Below are 13,253 nucleotides of genomic sequence, written 5' to 3'. Positions count from 1 at the left end.
GACGGATTATCCGCCGGTGTGTCGGGCGGGGGTGCGGTCCGGCGTCGAACCTACCTTCGAGCCGAATCTTCAAGGACCGCAGCGGCTTCGTGGCCGCCGAGACGGATGAGACCTGCCATGTACCTGTCGCTGGTGGTGCCGTGCTTCAACGAGGAGCACGGCCTGCAACGGTTCCACGACGCGCTGGTCGCGGCGCTGTCCGAACGCGTCCGGGATTACGAGGTGATCCTGGTCGACGACGGCAGCACCGACCGGACGCTGCGCGAGGCCCGCCGGCTGGCGGCGGCGAACCCGCGCTTCCGCTACGTGTCGCTGAGCCGCAACTTCGGGAAGGAACCGGCGATGCTGTGCGGATTGCGGCACGCGCTGGGCGATCGCGTCGCGCTGCTGGACGCCGACCTGCAGCACCCGCCGGAGCTGCTGCGCCGGATGCTGCCGCTGCTGGACTCCGGCTACGACCAGGTCGTCGCGTGCCGCACCAGGAGCGGCGAGCGGCGCTGGCGGTCGTTGCCCGCCAGGGCGTACTACCGGGCGGCCCGGCGGCTCACCGGTGTCCGGATGCCCGACGGCGCGGGCGATTTCCGGGTGCTGTCGCGGCGCGCGGTGGAGGCGGTGCTGTCGTTGCCGGAGCACCACCGGTTCTCCAAGGGTTTGTTCGCCTGGATCGGTTTCGACACCGCTTACGTCTCCTTCCGCGACGCGCCGCGGCGGTCCGGCCGTTCGAAGTGGACCTTCGGTGCGCTGGTCGATCACGGCATCGACGGGCTGACCTCGTTCAGCGCGAAACCGCTGCGCATCTCGCTGCACCTGGGTGCGCTGCTGGCGTGCGCGGCGGGTGCGCGGATCGCCCGCGCGACGGCGAAGGCCATTGTGGACGGATCGCGGACGTCGGTGTGCGGGGCGCTGCTCGTCGGGGTGGGCGGGCTGCAGCTGTGCTTCCTCGGAGTGCTCGGGGAGTACGTGGGGCGGAGCTACTCCGAGGCCAAGCGCCGACCGCACTACCTGGTCAAGGAACTGAGCCCGGACGTCGCGGCGCACCGGCCGAGGCCCGTCGAACGGGTGCCGTGATGGGGCGCGGGACGCAGCTCGGGCGGTTCGCCCTGGTCGGCGGGGCGAACACGAGCGTGCACTGCGCGGTCTACTTCGCGCTGCTCGCGCTGTTGCCGTACTTGCTGGCGCACGTGGTCGCGACCGCGGTGGCCACGCTGTGCTCCTACCTGCTCAACTGCCGGTTCACCTTCGGTGTGCCGGTGCGGCGCCGCACGCTCCTGCTGTTCGCGCTGGTGAACCTGGTGCTGGTCGGGTTGAGCGCGGTGGCGGTGGCCGTCGCGGTCGTGGCCGGTGTCGACCCGGTGCTGGCGCCGTTGATCGGAGGCGCCGCCGTGCTGCCCGCGACGTTCCTCGCGAGCCGGGCGGTGCTGACCGCGCGACGCAGGACGGGGCCCGGAGACTGGGCGGCCGCGGCCGGTGTCGGCGCGGTGGTCGCGGTGCTGAGCCAGATCCCGGTGCTGGCGAACCCGTCGTTCTACTTCTGGGACGACAGCGCGGCGCAGTTCCTGCCGATGTGGCACCGGCTGGGCGAGCGGTTGCTGGCCGGTGACTGGCCGCTGGGGCTCGACCTGGATTCGTGGATGGGCGGGAACCTGGCCGGTGAGGCGCTGTTCGGGATCTGGAACCCGGTGCACCTGCTGGACTTCCTGCTGGTGGTGTGGATCGGTGATCTCGCGATCGCCGCCGCGGTGGTGAAGACGCAGTTCCTCGTCGTCCTCGGCGTCGGCACGTTCCTGCTGTGCCGCAGTTACGGGGCGACGCGCGGCTTCGCCTCGGTGCTCGGCGCGGCGCTGCCGGTGTCCGGGTTCGTGCTGTACTTCCAGGCCGGTTCCTGGGCGGGTGGGCTCATGGGGTTCGCGTGGTTGCCGTGGGCCTGGTGGGCGCTGCGCCGGCCCGACCGGGTTCCGGCGTTCGCGGCGTGGGTCCTGTGCTTCCTCTGCGTCTCGGCTGGTGATCCCTACAGCGTGCTGGCGTTGTGCCTGGTGTTCGCCGGGCTGCTGGTCGAGCGCGGCCGGGACCGGCTGCGGTTGGTGCTGCTCGGCGTCGCGGTCGTCGTCGCGCTGCCGCTGGTCTACGGCCCGGTGCTGGCGGCGTCGGAGGTGGGATGGCGGTCCGGGTACGCGTTCTTCAACACCGGGCAGCTGGTGCCGGGCGTCGGTGATCTCCTCAACGCGAGCCTGCCCTCGTTCCTCCCGCAGATCACCACGTTCGGCGCGTTCCGGATGTCGGTGCCCGCGACCTACTTCGCCTGGTTCGCGGTTCCGCTGCTGGCCTGGCTCGACTGGCGCGCCGTGCGGTGGCGCGGCTGCGCCTGCGCGGTGGTGCTGGCGGGCTGCTACCTGCTGCTGTGCCTGGGACCGTCGAACCTGTGGCTGTTCCGCTGGCCGCTGCGCAACGTCGTGGTGCTGCACCTGGCGGTCGCCGTCCTGCTCGCAGTCGCGCTGTCCGCCGGTCTGCGCACCGACCGGTTCAAGGTGCGGCTGTTCTGCTCCGCTGGGTCGATGCTGGTCGGCGGGTACCTGGCCGTCGCCGCTTGGCCGGGGCAGGCGCCGAAGCACCTGGTCTCGCTGGCCGTGGTCGCTGTTCTGCTGCTGCTGGCGCTGCGCACCCGGGTGCTCGTCGCGGTGCTGCACCTGGGCACGGCGTGCGCGCTGGCCCTGCAGGTGGTGTGGTTCCCGGTCAACCGGGACGTCGCGGCCTACCACTTCCCGACGGACGTGCGGGAGTTGCGGACGCGGTTCGCCGCGCTGGGCAGCGGAACCGTCGTGCAGATCGCCGACCGCGACCGGATCCCGGCCGGGCAGATCGTCTCGGGCCAGGCGTGGTCGCAGCTGCTGTTCGGCAACATGCCGGCCGCTGCCGGGATGGCGAACCTGGTGGCCTACACGGGGATCGGGCACGCCGCCCTGCACGCCGCGCTCTGCCTGAACTACTTCGGTGCCACCTGCCCGCACGCCTACGAGAGGCTTTGGCCGCTGGCCGATCAGCTCCGCGTCGAGCACGTCGTGGTGCAGCGCAGGCTGCGCGAGGTGACGACGGCTCCCGACGGCTGGCGGATCGCACGGCGTGACCGGGAAGTCGTCGTGCTCAGCCGCGAAACGCCCATCGCCTGGCCGGAAGGGCGGCTGGGCGCGGCACGCGGTGTGCGGGTCCTCGATGACGTGCAGCACGGTCAGGCGCGGGAGACCGTGCGCTTCGACGGTTCCGGTGAGTTCGTGTTCGCCCGGTTGGCCTGGCCCGGTTATCGCGCGGAGGTGGACGACCGCCCGGTTCCGGTCGGGGCGACCGAGGCCGGGCTGCTGCGGGTGCGCGTCCCGGCTTCCTCGGGCGGCGTGCTCACGATCTCCTGGAGCCCGCCAGGATTCGCCTGGCACGTCGTGCTGGTCTGCGTCGGAGCAGTGCTGGCCGCGGTTCTCTCCGCGTTTCCGGCGGCACAGCGGAGGTCGGGATGAGAACGGTTGCCTTGATCGTCGCGGTGCTGCTCGTGGTGCTCGCCGCGCCCGTCGCCGCGGGAACTCAGCGGTCGCACCTGCAGGTCGTGGCGCACCCGGACGACGACATCCTGTTCATGAACCCGGATCTGGCGATGTCGGTGCGCTCCGGGGCGGAGGTGACCACGGTGTTCCTGACCGCGGGCGAGAGCGATGTGCTTCCGGCCGCGCAGTACGCCGCGAAGCGGCAGGCCGGGGCCAGGGCCGCGTTCGCGGCGATGGCCGGTGCCGCCGACGACTGGCGGCGCGGAGCGGTGCGAGTCGGAGACCGGGAAGTCGAGATCCACGAGTTGCGCGCCCGGCCGGGAGTCCGGCTGGTCTTCCTGAACCTGCCCGACGACAACGATCCGCACGCCACCGGCGGTAAGCACGCGCTCACCCGGCTCTGGCGGGACCCGGCCGCGCGAGTCACCACGCTGCGCCCGGACGGTTCCGCGGTCGCGGTGGTCGAGCACGACCGGATGTCGTTGATCAGGCTGCTGACCGCCCTCCACCGGCGCTTCGCACCCGTCATCGTCCGCACTCACGACCCCGAGCCGGATCGGCGCAACCAGCCGCAGTGGGGAGCCCACCACAACCACCCGGACCACGTGATGACCGCGCGGTTCGCCGAGATCGCGGTGCGCCGTGCGGCGATCCCGGCGCACCTCGTGCACTACCGCGACTACGACATCGCCGATGCGCCGCCGAACCTGCCACCGGAGGTCGTGGCCGACAAGCGGGCGATCTTCCAGCGCTACGCCCGGCACGATCCCGTGGTGAGCCTCGGTGATCCGTACGGGACCTGGCTGCGGAGCATGCGGCAGCGCTGGCCGCGCGGCGCGAAGTGGGCCGCGACGGACAGCGCGGGCCGGGAAGTGCACGTGCTCGTGCGCGGCGACCGGCTGTTCGCGGGTTCCGCAGCGGCGGAATCCGTCGTGCCCACACCGGGTTTCGTGCCGCGCTCGGTGGTTCTCGCGGATGCGCGCACGATCGTCGCGCAGGACCGCTACACCGGCGACATCTTCGTGCGGGTGAACGGTGAACCGTGGACCGCGCTCGGTGCGCCGCGCGCGGCGGAGCAGGTGACGCACGTGGGGCCACCGGGAGCTGCCGTGGTTCCCGGCGGGCGGATCGTGGTCGCGGCGAAGAACTCCGCCGGTGGAGTCAGCCTCCGCTTCGCCGATGCGCCGAGGTGGACCGAGCTCGGCGGCGCCGACGTCCGGGACGAGGTGTCGGTGCTCGTGACGGGAACGGGGGAGGTGCACGTGCTGGCCGCGGCGCGGGCCGGGTTGCTGCACTGGAAGCTGAGCGCGTCCGGCCGGGCGGAGCTCGTCTCGCCGCCGTCGGCGCACCGTCCGGCCGGATCGATCGCGGTGGCGGGAGGCTCCTTCGCCGCGTTCCGCGAAGCGGGGACCGGGCACCTCGTGGTGCTGGGGGAGCGGGCCGGGTGGAGCGAGGTGCGGCGGGTGGCGGTCGCCGCCACCTCCGATCCGGCCGTGGCGGAGGGGAGCCCGCCGGTCCTCGCCGTCCGTGGTGCCGGTGGCCGGATCGAGGTCTTCGGTGCCGAGCGGACGGTCGTGCCCGGGCAGGCCGTCGGCGATCCGGCGCTCACCCCGGACGGCCGGTTCGTGGTCGTGCTGGGCGACGACGGCCGGACACGCGTGAGCCCGCGCCCCCGGGAGGGGACGCGGGCTCCGCGATCACTTCGCTCAGGCAGCCGCTCGCGCGGTCGCCGCCGTGTTGAGCTTGCGGGCTTCACCCGGGTCGGCCGGGTCCTTGACCTTCAGGCTCAGGAACGCGACCAGGATGTAGAGCACGCTGAACGCGATGGCCACACCACCGCCGCCGACCAGCGGGAACAGGATGGTGACCACGACCGGGCCGACGAACGCGGCGCCACCGGCGCCGAAGTTCAGGATGGCCAGGGCAGCGCCCTTGTCCTTGGGGGCGACCATCGACGGCATCAGCGCCGACAGCGGGACGAAGCCGGCCAGCAGGATGCCGTAGACGACGCCGAAGGCGGCCGTCACCACGAAGCTCTGGGTGGACACCGCGGTGAAGTACCAGAGCGGGGTCGCGATGGCGCAGCCCACGCAGCCGAACCAGGTGATGGTGCGGCGCCAGCCGAAGCGGTCCGCGAAGACGCCGAAGAACAGGTTCGCGGCGATGTTGGCGCCGTAGCTGATGGAGGCGAGGGTGGCCACCTGCGCGGCGGTGAGGAAGCCGCCGCCCGGCGTGGCCGGGCCCAGCACGAACGGGAACATCGCGAAGAAGCCGTACTGCGGCGCGGTGTTGACGATGCGGATCAGGCCACCGGCCAGCGTGCGGCGGTCGCGCCACAGGATGTCCACGCCCTCGGCCAGCCGCTTGAGGCTGCGCGGGTTCTTGACCGACTCGTCGGCGATCGGCATCAGGCCGTGCTTCTCGCGGACGGCGAAGCTGCCGATGAGCACACCGATGGTGACCACGACCAGCGACAGCACCAGCGTGGCGTGCTGGCTCAGGCCGAAACCGCCCATCGCGAGCGCGGCCAGCGCCGCGCCCAGCGTCGGCAGACCACCGGTGAAGGCGAACCAGAACCAGCCGGCGACCGAACCGCGCATCTTGACCGGGCTGGCGATCTGCACCCACACCAGGAACGCGAAGGCGAACAGCGGGTAGGCGAAGCCGCGGATGCCGTAGGTGGCCACGATCAGCGTCGCGTTGTGCGTGGGCAGCGCCACGAACAGGAACAGCAGCTCGAACACGATCCACCAGGCGCCACCGAGCCACATCACCCGGCGCGGGCCCCAGATCGCCGACAGCGTCCCGGAGAACCACGAAGCGATCATCGCCGCGACGCCGTAGATGGTGACCGTGGCGAACGCCGCGGTCGAGCCGGGCAGGCCGCCGCCCTCGGGCTGCTGCAGGTAGTCCGAGAGGAACGTGGTCTCCACGCCGTCGCCGATCATGAAGATCAGCACGGCGACGAAGCCCCAGAACAGGGGCTTGGGAATGCCGATGCGGTCGAGCCTGCTGGCCGGGCGCTCCGCTGTGGTCTGTTGGGACATCACTGTCTCCAAGGAGTGGAAGTTCTCGGCGCACGCTCACAGCGGGCCGGTCTACGAGTGCTGGCTATCATGCACCTCGTTCATATTAACGCGCAAGACGTTAATTTGGAGAAATTCGGCGCATCGCAGGGTGCGCCACACCGCGTGTCCGCGCCGGTACCGCGGGTCACTCCAGGGCGGCCAGGCGGACGTCGGTCTGCTCGCGCATCTCCTCCACCAGGGCGGGGTCCAGGTCGCCGGCCAGCAGGACGTGGTCGAAGGCGCTGACCGGGGCGAACTGGTGCAGGGCCGAGCGGGCCACCTTGCTGGCGTCCATCAGCAGCACCTTGGTCGTGGCGCTGGCCAGCATCGCCCGCTTGACCAGCACGATCTCCTGCTCCTGGTGGTAGGTGAGCCGCGCGTTCATCGCCGAGGTCGACAGGAACACGATGTCCACCGAGAAGGCGTTGATCATCTCCTGGCAGGGCAGGCCCAGGTAGGAGTCGTGGGTGCGGGAGTACTCCCCGCCCAGCCCGATCAGCCGGATGTCGGGCACGTCGCGCAGCGTCTCCTGGACCTGCCGGTAGTTGCTGACCACGGTCAGCGGCCCGACGTCCGGCAGCAGTCTGGCCAGCGCGAGCGCGGTGGTGGAGTCGTCCAGCATCACCGACATGCCGGGCGTGATGAACTGCAGCGCGTCCCTGGCCAGCGCGTCCTTCTCGGCGGTGTGGGTGTGCAGCCGGAAGTCCGAGCTGCTCTCGAACACCGTGGAGGGCTGGGCGGAGACGCCGCCGTGGTACTTGCGCAGCAGGCCCCTGGTCACCAGGTCGTCGAGGTCGCGGTGCACCGTCATCAGGCTGACGCCGGTCAGCTCGGACAGTTCCGCGGCGCTGGCGAAGCCCTGCGCGACCACGTGGTCGATGATCTTCTGCTGGCGCAGGAGGCGGGGGGACTGCTTCTTCGGTGCGGACGCCATGCGGCCATCTTGCCGCTCGCGGCGGACTGTCAGGGGCGTGATGCTGAACTATCATCCAAAGGGTGACAATTAACGTTGATCATGTTAATTTGAGTCGTGTCAGTGATTGGCGGGAGGTTTGAGATGACCCGGTCCGAGCAGCCGAACGGCGCCCACAGCGCGGTCGTGTTCGACATGGACGGCGTCCTGGTCGAGAGCGAGCACCTGTGGGAGCGGATGTGGGCCAAGTTCGCCGCCGCGCGCGGCAAGACCTGGACCGTTGAGCAGACCCGGCAGGTCCAGGGCATGAGCGCGCCCGAGTGGTCCGCCTTCCTCGCGAAGTTCGCCGAGGCCACCGAAACCGCCGAGGCCACCGAGAAGATCGTGGTCGACGACATGATCGCCGCGCTCGAAGGCGGCGAGATCGAGCTGCTGCCCGGATCGGCCCGGATGGTCACCGAGGCGGCCGAGCGCGCCCCGATCGCGCTCGCCTCCTCCGCACCGCGCCGGCTGATCGACGCCGTGCTGGAGCGCCACGGCCTGATCGAGCACTTCAGCGCCACGGTCTCCAGCGCCGAGGTGCCCAAGGGCAAGCCCAGCCCCGACGTGTACCTGTCGGCCGCCGAGAAGCTCGGCCAGGACCCGAAGCGGTGCCTCGCGGTCGAGGACTCCAGCAACGGCCTGCGCGCCGCGGCCGCCGCCGGGATGACCGTGGTGGCCATCCCCAACGCCGACTACCCGCCCGCCGAGGACGCGCTGGCCGGTGCCAGCTACGTCGCCTCGGACCTCGACGACGTGCGGCAGCGCCTGGTGAGCTCGCTGCCCGAGCCCGTCGGCAGCTGATCCTCCCGTTCCCCATCAGGCGTCCGCCGCCCGGCACCCCGCCGACGTGCCGGGCGGACCACCCCGGTTCTGGGCACGCAGAATCGGGGTAGCGCCGCAAGCCAGCTCTTTGTGACAAAGGAGTCCTCATGACCCGCGTACTGGCCGCAGGTGACCACTTCGTCGCCCCCGAGGTGTTCGTCGACGCGCTGCGCAGCAGCGCAGGTGCGCACGACCTGCAGTTCAGCACCCTGAAGCTGCCGTGGCCGGTGGAGCCGTTCGGCCCGGTCGGCAACGTGCACGAGGCCAGCGGCACCGAGCAGCAGCTGCTCGACGCGCTGGGCGACGCGGAGATCGTGGCCACCCAGATGGCGCCGTTCACCGCCGACGTGCTGGCCGCCACCCCGAACCTGAAGTTCGTCGGCGTCTGCCGCGGCGGGCCGGTGAACGTCGACCTGCAGGCCGCCACCGACAACGGTGTGATCGTCAGCTACGCGCCGGGCCGCAACGCCGCCGCTGCCGCGGAGTTCGCCGTCGGCCTGACGCTGGCCGCGCTGCGCCGCATCCCCGGCTCCGACGCCGAGCTGAAGTCGGGCAACTGGCGCGGTGACTACTACGCCTACGAGAACGCCGGCATCGAGCTGGAAGGCGCCACCGTCGGCTTGGTCGGCTACGGCGCGATCGGCAAGATCGTGGCCCGCGTGCTCAAGGCCTTCGGCTCGCACGTGCTGGTCTCCGACCCGTTCGTCAAGGCCGAGGACGCCGCGCGCGACGGCGTCGAGCTGGTCGAGCTCGACGACCTGCTGCGCCGCAGCTCGGTGGTCAGCCTGCACGCGCGGCTCACCCCCGAGACCAAGAACCTGCTCAACGCCGACAACCTCAAGCTGCTGCCGGAAGGCGCGGTGCTGATCAACTCCGCGCGCGGTGGGCTGCTGGACTACGCGCCGCTGCCGGAGATGCTGAAGTCCGGCCGGCTCGGTGCGTTGGCCGTGGACGTCTACGACATCGAACCGCCGCCGCGTGACTGGCCGCTGTTCGACGCGCCGAACGTCATCACCACCCCGCACCTGGCGGGCGCCACGCGCCAGACCGCGCACCGCGCGGCGCAGATCGTGGCCGGTGAGGTGGCGCTGTTCCTGGAGGGCAAGCGCCCGCGCTTCGTGGCCAACCCCGACGTGCTGGCCCAGTTCGAGGGCCTGCGGCCATGATCATCGGTGTCGACGTCGGAACGTCGGTGACCAAGGCGTCGCTGCTCAACCGCGACGGAACCGCCCTGGTCACGCACAGCATGCGCAGCACGCTCAACCGGCTGCCCGGCGGCCGGGTCGAGCAGGACCTCGACGAGGTCATCAGCTCGGTGATCCGCGTGGTGCGGGAGGTCGCCGCGGTGGCCGAGAGCACCGGCGAACCGGTCGAGGCGCTGGCCATCACCGGCCAGGGCGACGGCCTGTGGCTGCGCGACCACCAGGGCCAGCAGGTCGGCCCGGCGATCTCGTGGCTGGACGCCCGGGCCTCCGGAATCCTGGACGGCTGGGGCGAATCCGGTGTGCAGCGCGAGGTGTTCGGGCTGACCGGGTCCGGGATGTTCCCCGGCTCGGCGGGGCCGCTGCTGGCGCACCTCGCCGAGCACACGCCGGAGCGGCTGGAGCGGGCCGCGGTCGCCGGTTACTGCGTCGACGCGATCGTGCAGCGCTTCACCGGTGAGATCACCGTGGACGCCTCCGACGCCTCGCTGCCGTTCCTGGACGTGACCACGCGCAGCTACTCGCAGGAAGCGCTGGAGGCGTGCGGGGTCGCCGAGTACCGCAGGCTGCTGGCCGAGCCCGCGCCGCCGAACAAGCTGTTCGCGCTGGACGGCAAGGCGGCCAAGGAACTCGGGCTGCCCGCCGGGCTGCCGGTGTCGGCGGGTCCGTTCGACCTGCCCGCCTGCGCCTTCGGTTCCGGCATCAGCGACGTCGGCGACGGCAGCCTGGTCATCGGCACGACGCTGGGCTGCCAGGTGCTGCGCGACGAGTTCGACGTCGACCCGCAGGGCGAGGTCGCGGGCATGTGGCTGGCCACCCCGCTGCCGGAGCGCTACCTGCGGGTAATGCCGGCGATGGTCGGCACCGCCAACCTGGACTGGGTGCTGGCGATGGTCGGCGCGGGTGTCGACCAGCTGGAAACGCTGCTGGCGGGCAGCAAGCCCGGCGCCGGTGGCGCGGCGGCGCTGTCGTTCCTGTCCACCTCGGGGGAGCGGGCGCCGTTCGTGGCGCCGCACGCGCGCGGCCAGTTCACCGGGCTGTCGCTGGACACCACGCAGGCGGACCTGGTGCGGGCGATGTGCGAGGCGGTGGCCTACGCGGCCCGCCACAACCTGGAGTCCGCCGGGCTGACCGGCGAGGTCTCGGCCTGCGGCGGCGGGGCGCGCTCGGCGGCGTGGAGCCAGATCTTCGCCGACGTGCTCGGCCGGCCGCTGCACGTGCCCTACGAGGAAGGCGTGGGCGCGCGCGGCGCGGCCATGACCGCGTGGGACTCGCTGGGCGAGCCGGTGGACCGCGAGAAGTGGGCCGCGGCGCGCCGCACCGTGCAGCCGCACCCGAACGCGGTGGAGTTCTACGAACGCGGCTACCGCGAGTACCTGGTTTCGATCGACCGCGCCCGCCCGCACTGGGGCGCGAGCTCCTGACTGCTGCTTGAGGAGAAGTGCGATGACGCGCTTGTACGACGACCCGGCGAGGTTCACCGAGGACATGGTGACCGGCTTCGTTGCCGCGCACCCCTCCTACGTCCGGCAGGTGCCGGGCGGGGTGGTGCGGGCCAAGCGGCCGCGGCGGGGCAAGGTCGCCGTGGTCACCGGTGGCGGTTCCGGGCACTACCCGGCGTTCTGCGGTGTGGTCGGGCCGGGCTTCGCCGACGGTTCGGTCATCGGCAACATCTTCACCTCGCCGTCGGCCGACGACGCGTACTCGGTGGGCCGCGCGGTGGACCGCGGTGCCGGCGTGGTGTTCTCCTTCGGCAACTACGCCGGGGACAACATGAACTTCGGCCTGGCGGTGGAGCGTCTGGAGCGCGACGGGATCCGCGCGCACAACGTGGTGGTCACCGACGACGTGGCCAGCGCCCCGGCGGCGGAGCAGAACAAGCGTCGCGGCGTGGTCGGCGACTTCGTGGTGTTCAAGGTCGCCTCGGCGGCGGCCGAGGAGGGCTACGACTTCGACGAGGTCGTGCGCGTCGCGGAGCACGCCAACGAGCGGACCCGCAGCCTGGGCGTGGCCTTCGACGGTTGCACGCTGCCGGGCCAGGACCACCCGCTGTTCGAGGTGCCGGAGGGCCGGATGGGCCTCGGGCTCGGCATCCACGGCGAGCCGGGTGTGTCGGAGCGGGAGCTGCCGACGGCCTCGGAGCTGGCGAAGATCCTGGTCGACGGCGTGCTGGCGGAGGCACCGGAGACCGGTTCCCGCCGCGTGACGGCGATCCTCAACGGCCTGGGCGCCACCAAGTACGAAGAGCTGTTCGTGGTCTGGGGCACGGTGTCCCGCTTGCTGGCCGAGGCCGGTGTGGAGGTCGTCGCGCCCGAGGTGGGAGAGCTGGTGACCAGCCTGGACATGGCGGGCTGCTCGCTGACGCTGACCTGGCTGGACGACGAGCTGGAGCGCCTGTGGCAGGCCCCGGCGGACACGCCGGCCTACCGCAAGGGCAACGTCGAGATCGCGGCCGCGGATGCGGACGCGGAGGACGAGGCGCTGCCGGAGCTGCCGGAGAAGGTGGTCGTGGTGGCCCCGGCGGAGGGGCAGGCGACGGCGACGACCGTGGTGAAGGCCCTGCGCGCGATCGCGGACCTGTTGCACGACCAGGAAGAAGAGCTGGGCCGGCTCGACGCGATCGCGGGCGACGGCGACCACGGCCGGGGCATGACGCGCGGCAGTGCGGCGGCGATCGAGGCAGCGGAAGCGGCGGCGGCGCAGGGCGTCGGCCCGGCTGCGGTGCTCGTCGACGCCGGAGACGCGTGGGCGGCGAAGGCGGGCGGCACCTCGGGCGTCCTGTGGGGCGCGGCGCTTCGGTCCTTCGGCGACCTGCTGCCGGACCACCGCGCGGCGCTGCCGGGTGACCTGGCGGCAGGTGCGGCGGCGGCTCTCGCCGCGGTGCAGCGCCTGGGCCGCGCCGAGCTCGGCGACAAGACGCTGGTCGACGCGCTGGTGCCGTTCGTCGAGAAGCTGCGCAGCGAGGTCGACGCCGGTGCGAGCGGCCGCGAGGCCTGGGCACGGGCGTCGGAGGTGGCCACCGAAGCGGCGGCCAAGACCGCGGATCTGCGGCCCCGCACGGGACGCGCCCGACCGCTGGCGGAGCGCAGCGTCGGAACGCCGGACCCCGGCGCGACGTCGCTGGCGCTCGCGCTCACCCGGATCGGCGAGGTGCTCGCCGGTGACAGGAAGGACGGACAGAAGTGACTGAGCAGCAGGCGCCGCTGCGCATCGTGGTCGGTTCCGACGACGCGGGGCTGCAGTACAAGGACGCGCTGAAGAAGGACCTGGAGAACGACCCGCGAGTGGCCGACGTGGTCGACGTGGGCGTGGGCTCCGACGAGCACACGGCCTACCCGCACGTGGCGGTCAACGCGGCCCGACTGGTCGCCGAGGGCAAGGCGGACCGCGCGCTGCTGGTGTGCGGCACCGGTCTCGGCGTGGCGATCAGCGCGAACAAGGTGCCGGGCATCCGCGCGGTCACCGCGCACGACAGCTACTCGGTGGAGCGCTCGATCCTGAGCAACAACGCGCAGGTGCTGTGCTTCGGCCAGCGAGTGGTGGGCTTGGAGCTGGCCCGCAAGCTCGCATCGGAGTGGCTGGGATACCACTTCGACGAGTCCTCGCCGTCGGCTGAGAAGGTGGCGGCGATCAGCGGTTACGAGTCGGCGTCGGACGTCCCCGGCGCCTCCTGTTGAAC

General features: G+C 71.9%; 10 protein-coding genes and 1 pseudogene. 8 read left to right on the top strand and 3 right to left on the bottom strand.

All coding sequences use genetic code 11. The features are described from left to right. Positions 1-117: 117 nt before the first annotated feature. From C4T78_RS12685 to C4T78_RS37410, 3 genes and pseudogenes are all read left to right on the top strand, one after another. Positions 118-1,068, top strand: coding sequence for a glycosyltransferase family 2 protein (locus C4T78_RS12685; RefSeq protein WP_093357405.1), 951 nt, complete (start codon positions 118-120; stop codon positions 1,066-1,068). Then, the gene (locus C4T78_RS12680; RefSeq protein WP_093357404.1) at positions 1,068-3,503 is read left to right on the top strand and encodes a GtrA family protein; all 2,436 of its coding nucleotides are present in this window, start codon (positions 1,068-1,070) and stop codon (positions 3,501-3,503) included. The genes C4T78_RS12685 and C4T78_RS12680 overlap by 1 nt, the downstream gene beginning before the upstream one ends. Further along, a pseudogene (locus C4T78_RS37410) lies at positions 3,500-4,150 on the top strand (PIG-L family deacetylase); the annotation flags it as partial. The gene C4T78_RS12680 and the pseudogene C4T78_RS37410, both read left to right, overlap by 4 nt. 380 nt (positions 4,151-4,530) lie before the next feature. On the opposite strand, the gene C4T78_RS12670 reads toward C4T78_RS37410, so the two are convergent. From C4T78_RS12670 to C4T78_RS12660, 3 genes are all read right to left on the bottom strand, one after another. After that, entirely contained in the window at positions 4,531-5,007 is a 477-nt protein-coding gene (locus tag C4T78_RS12670; RefSeq protein ID WP_093357403.1) for a hypothetical protein, read from the bottom strand. A 226-nt stretch (positions 5,008-5,233) separates the two neighbouring features. After that, the gene (locus C4T78_RS12665) at positions 5,234-6,574 is read right to left on the bottom strand and encodes an MFS transporter (protein WP_093357401.1); all 1,341 of its coding nucleotides are present in this window, start codon (positions 6,572-6,574) and stop codon (positions 5,234-5,236) included. Positions 6,575-6,740: 166 nt separating this feature from the next. Then, positions 6,741-7,529 (bottom strand): DeoR/GlpR family DNA-binding transcription regulator, encoded by a 789-nt coding sequence (locus C4T78_RS12660; protein ID WP_093357400.1) that lies wholly within the window; start codon positions 7,527-7,529, stop codon positions 6,741-6,743. Between the two features lie 123 nt (positions 7,530-7,652). On the opposite strand from C4T78_RS12660, the gene C4T78_RS12655 reads away from it, so the two are divergent. The 5 genes from C4T78_RS12655 to C4T78_RS12635 all read left to right on the top strand — a co-directional run bounded on the left by C4T78_RS12655 (position 7,653) and on the right by C4T78_RS12635 (position 13,251). Further along, a complete protein-coding gene (locus tag C4T78_RS12655; RefSeq protein WP_093357398.1) occupies positions 7,653-8,351 on the top strand; it encodes an HAD family hydrolase in 699 nt (232 codons plus the stop codon). A 128-nt stretch (positions 8,352-8,479) separates the two neighbouring features. After that, positions 8,480-9,538: a 2-hydroxyacid dehydrogenase gene (locus C4T78_RS12650; protein ID WP_093157053.1), complete on the top strand. Its 1,059-nt coding sequence runs from the start codon at positions 8,480-8,482 to the stop codon at positions 9,536-9,538. Further along, the gene (locus C4T78_RS12645; protein ID WP_093357397.1) at positions 9,535-10,998 is read left to right on the top strand and encodes an FGGY-family carbohydrate kinase; all 1,464 of its coding nucleotides are present in this window, start codon (positions 9,535-9,537) and stop codon (positions 10,996-10,998) included. The genes C4T78_RS12650 and C4T78_RS12645 overlap by 4 nt, the downstream gene beginning before the upstream one ends. A 22-nt stretch (positions 10,999-11,020) precedes the next feature. Beyond that, complete coding sequence (locus tag C4T78_RS12640; RefSeq protein WP_093357396.1) at positions 11,021-12,760, top strand: dihydroxyacetone kinase family protein; 1,740 nt, start codon at positions 11,021-11,023, stop codon at positions 12,758-12,760. Further along, complete coding sequence (locus tag C4T78_RS12635; protein WP_309599274.1) at positions 12,757-13,251, top strand: ribose-5-phosphate isomerase; 495 nt, start codon at positions 12,757-12,759, stop codon at positions 13,249-13,251. Before C4T78_RS12640 ends, C4T78_RS12635 begins: the two co-directional genes overlap by 4 nt. The last annotated feature ends 2 nt before the right edge of the window (positions 13,252-13,253 follow it).

The sequence above is a fragment of the Saccharopolyspora kobensis genome (genome assembly GCF_900108315.1).
Taxonomy (GTDB): domain Bacteria; phylum Actinomycetota; class Actinomycetes; order Mycobacteriales; family Pseudonocardiaceae; genus Saccharopolyspora; species Saccharopolyspora kobensis.
The sequence above is the reverse complement of the archived record's forward strand: the minus strand, read 5'-3'. Positions and strand labels throughout refer to the sequence as shown.

What these genes read in the sequence shown, in the direction of transcription:
- C4T78_RS12650 (WP_093157053.1), top strand. Translation starts at nt 8,480, where the DNA reads ATGACCCGCGTACTGGCCGCAGGTGACCACTTCGTCGCCCCCGAGGTG.
- C4T78_RS12645 (WP_093357397.1), top strand. Translation starts at nt 9,535, where the DNA reads ATGATCATCGGTGTCGACGTCGGAACGTCGGTGACCAAGGCGTCGCTG.
- C4T78_RS12680 (WP_093357404.1), top strand. Translation starts at nt 1,068, where the DNA reads ATGGGGCGCGGGACGCAGCTCGGGCGGTTCGCCCTGGTCGGCGGGGCG.
- C4T78_RS12640 (WP_093357396.1), top strand. Translation starts at nt 11,021, where the DNA reads ATGACGCGCTTGTACGACGACCCGGCGAGGTTCACCGAGGACATGGTG.
- C4T78_RS12685 (WP_093357405.1), top strand. Translation starts at nt 118, where the DNA reads ATGTACCTGTCGCTGGTGGTGCCGTGCTTCAACGAGGAGCACGGCCTG.
- C4T78_RS12665 (WP_093357401.1), bottom strand. Translation starts at nt 6,574, where the DNA reads ATGTCCCAACAGACCACAGCGGAGCGCCCGGCCAGCAGGCTCGACCGC.
- C4T78_RS12655 (WP_093357398.1), top strand. Translation starts at nt 7,653, where the DNA reads ATGACCCGGTCCGAGCAGCCGAACGGCGCCCACAGCGCGGTCGTGTTC.
- C4T78_RS12660 (WP_093357400.1), bottom strand. Translation starts at nt 7,529, where the DNA reads ATGGCGTCCGCACCGAAGAAGCAGTCCCCCCGCCTCCTGCGCCAGCAG.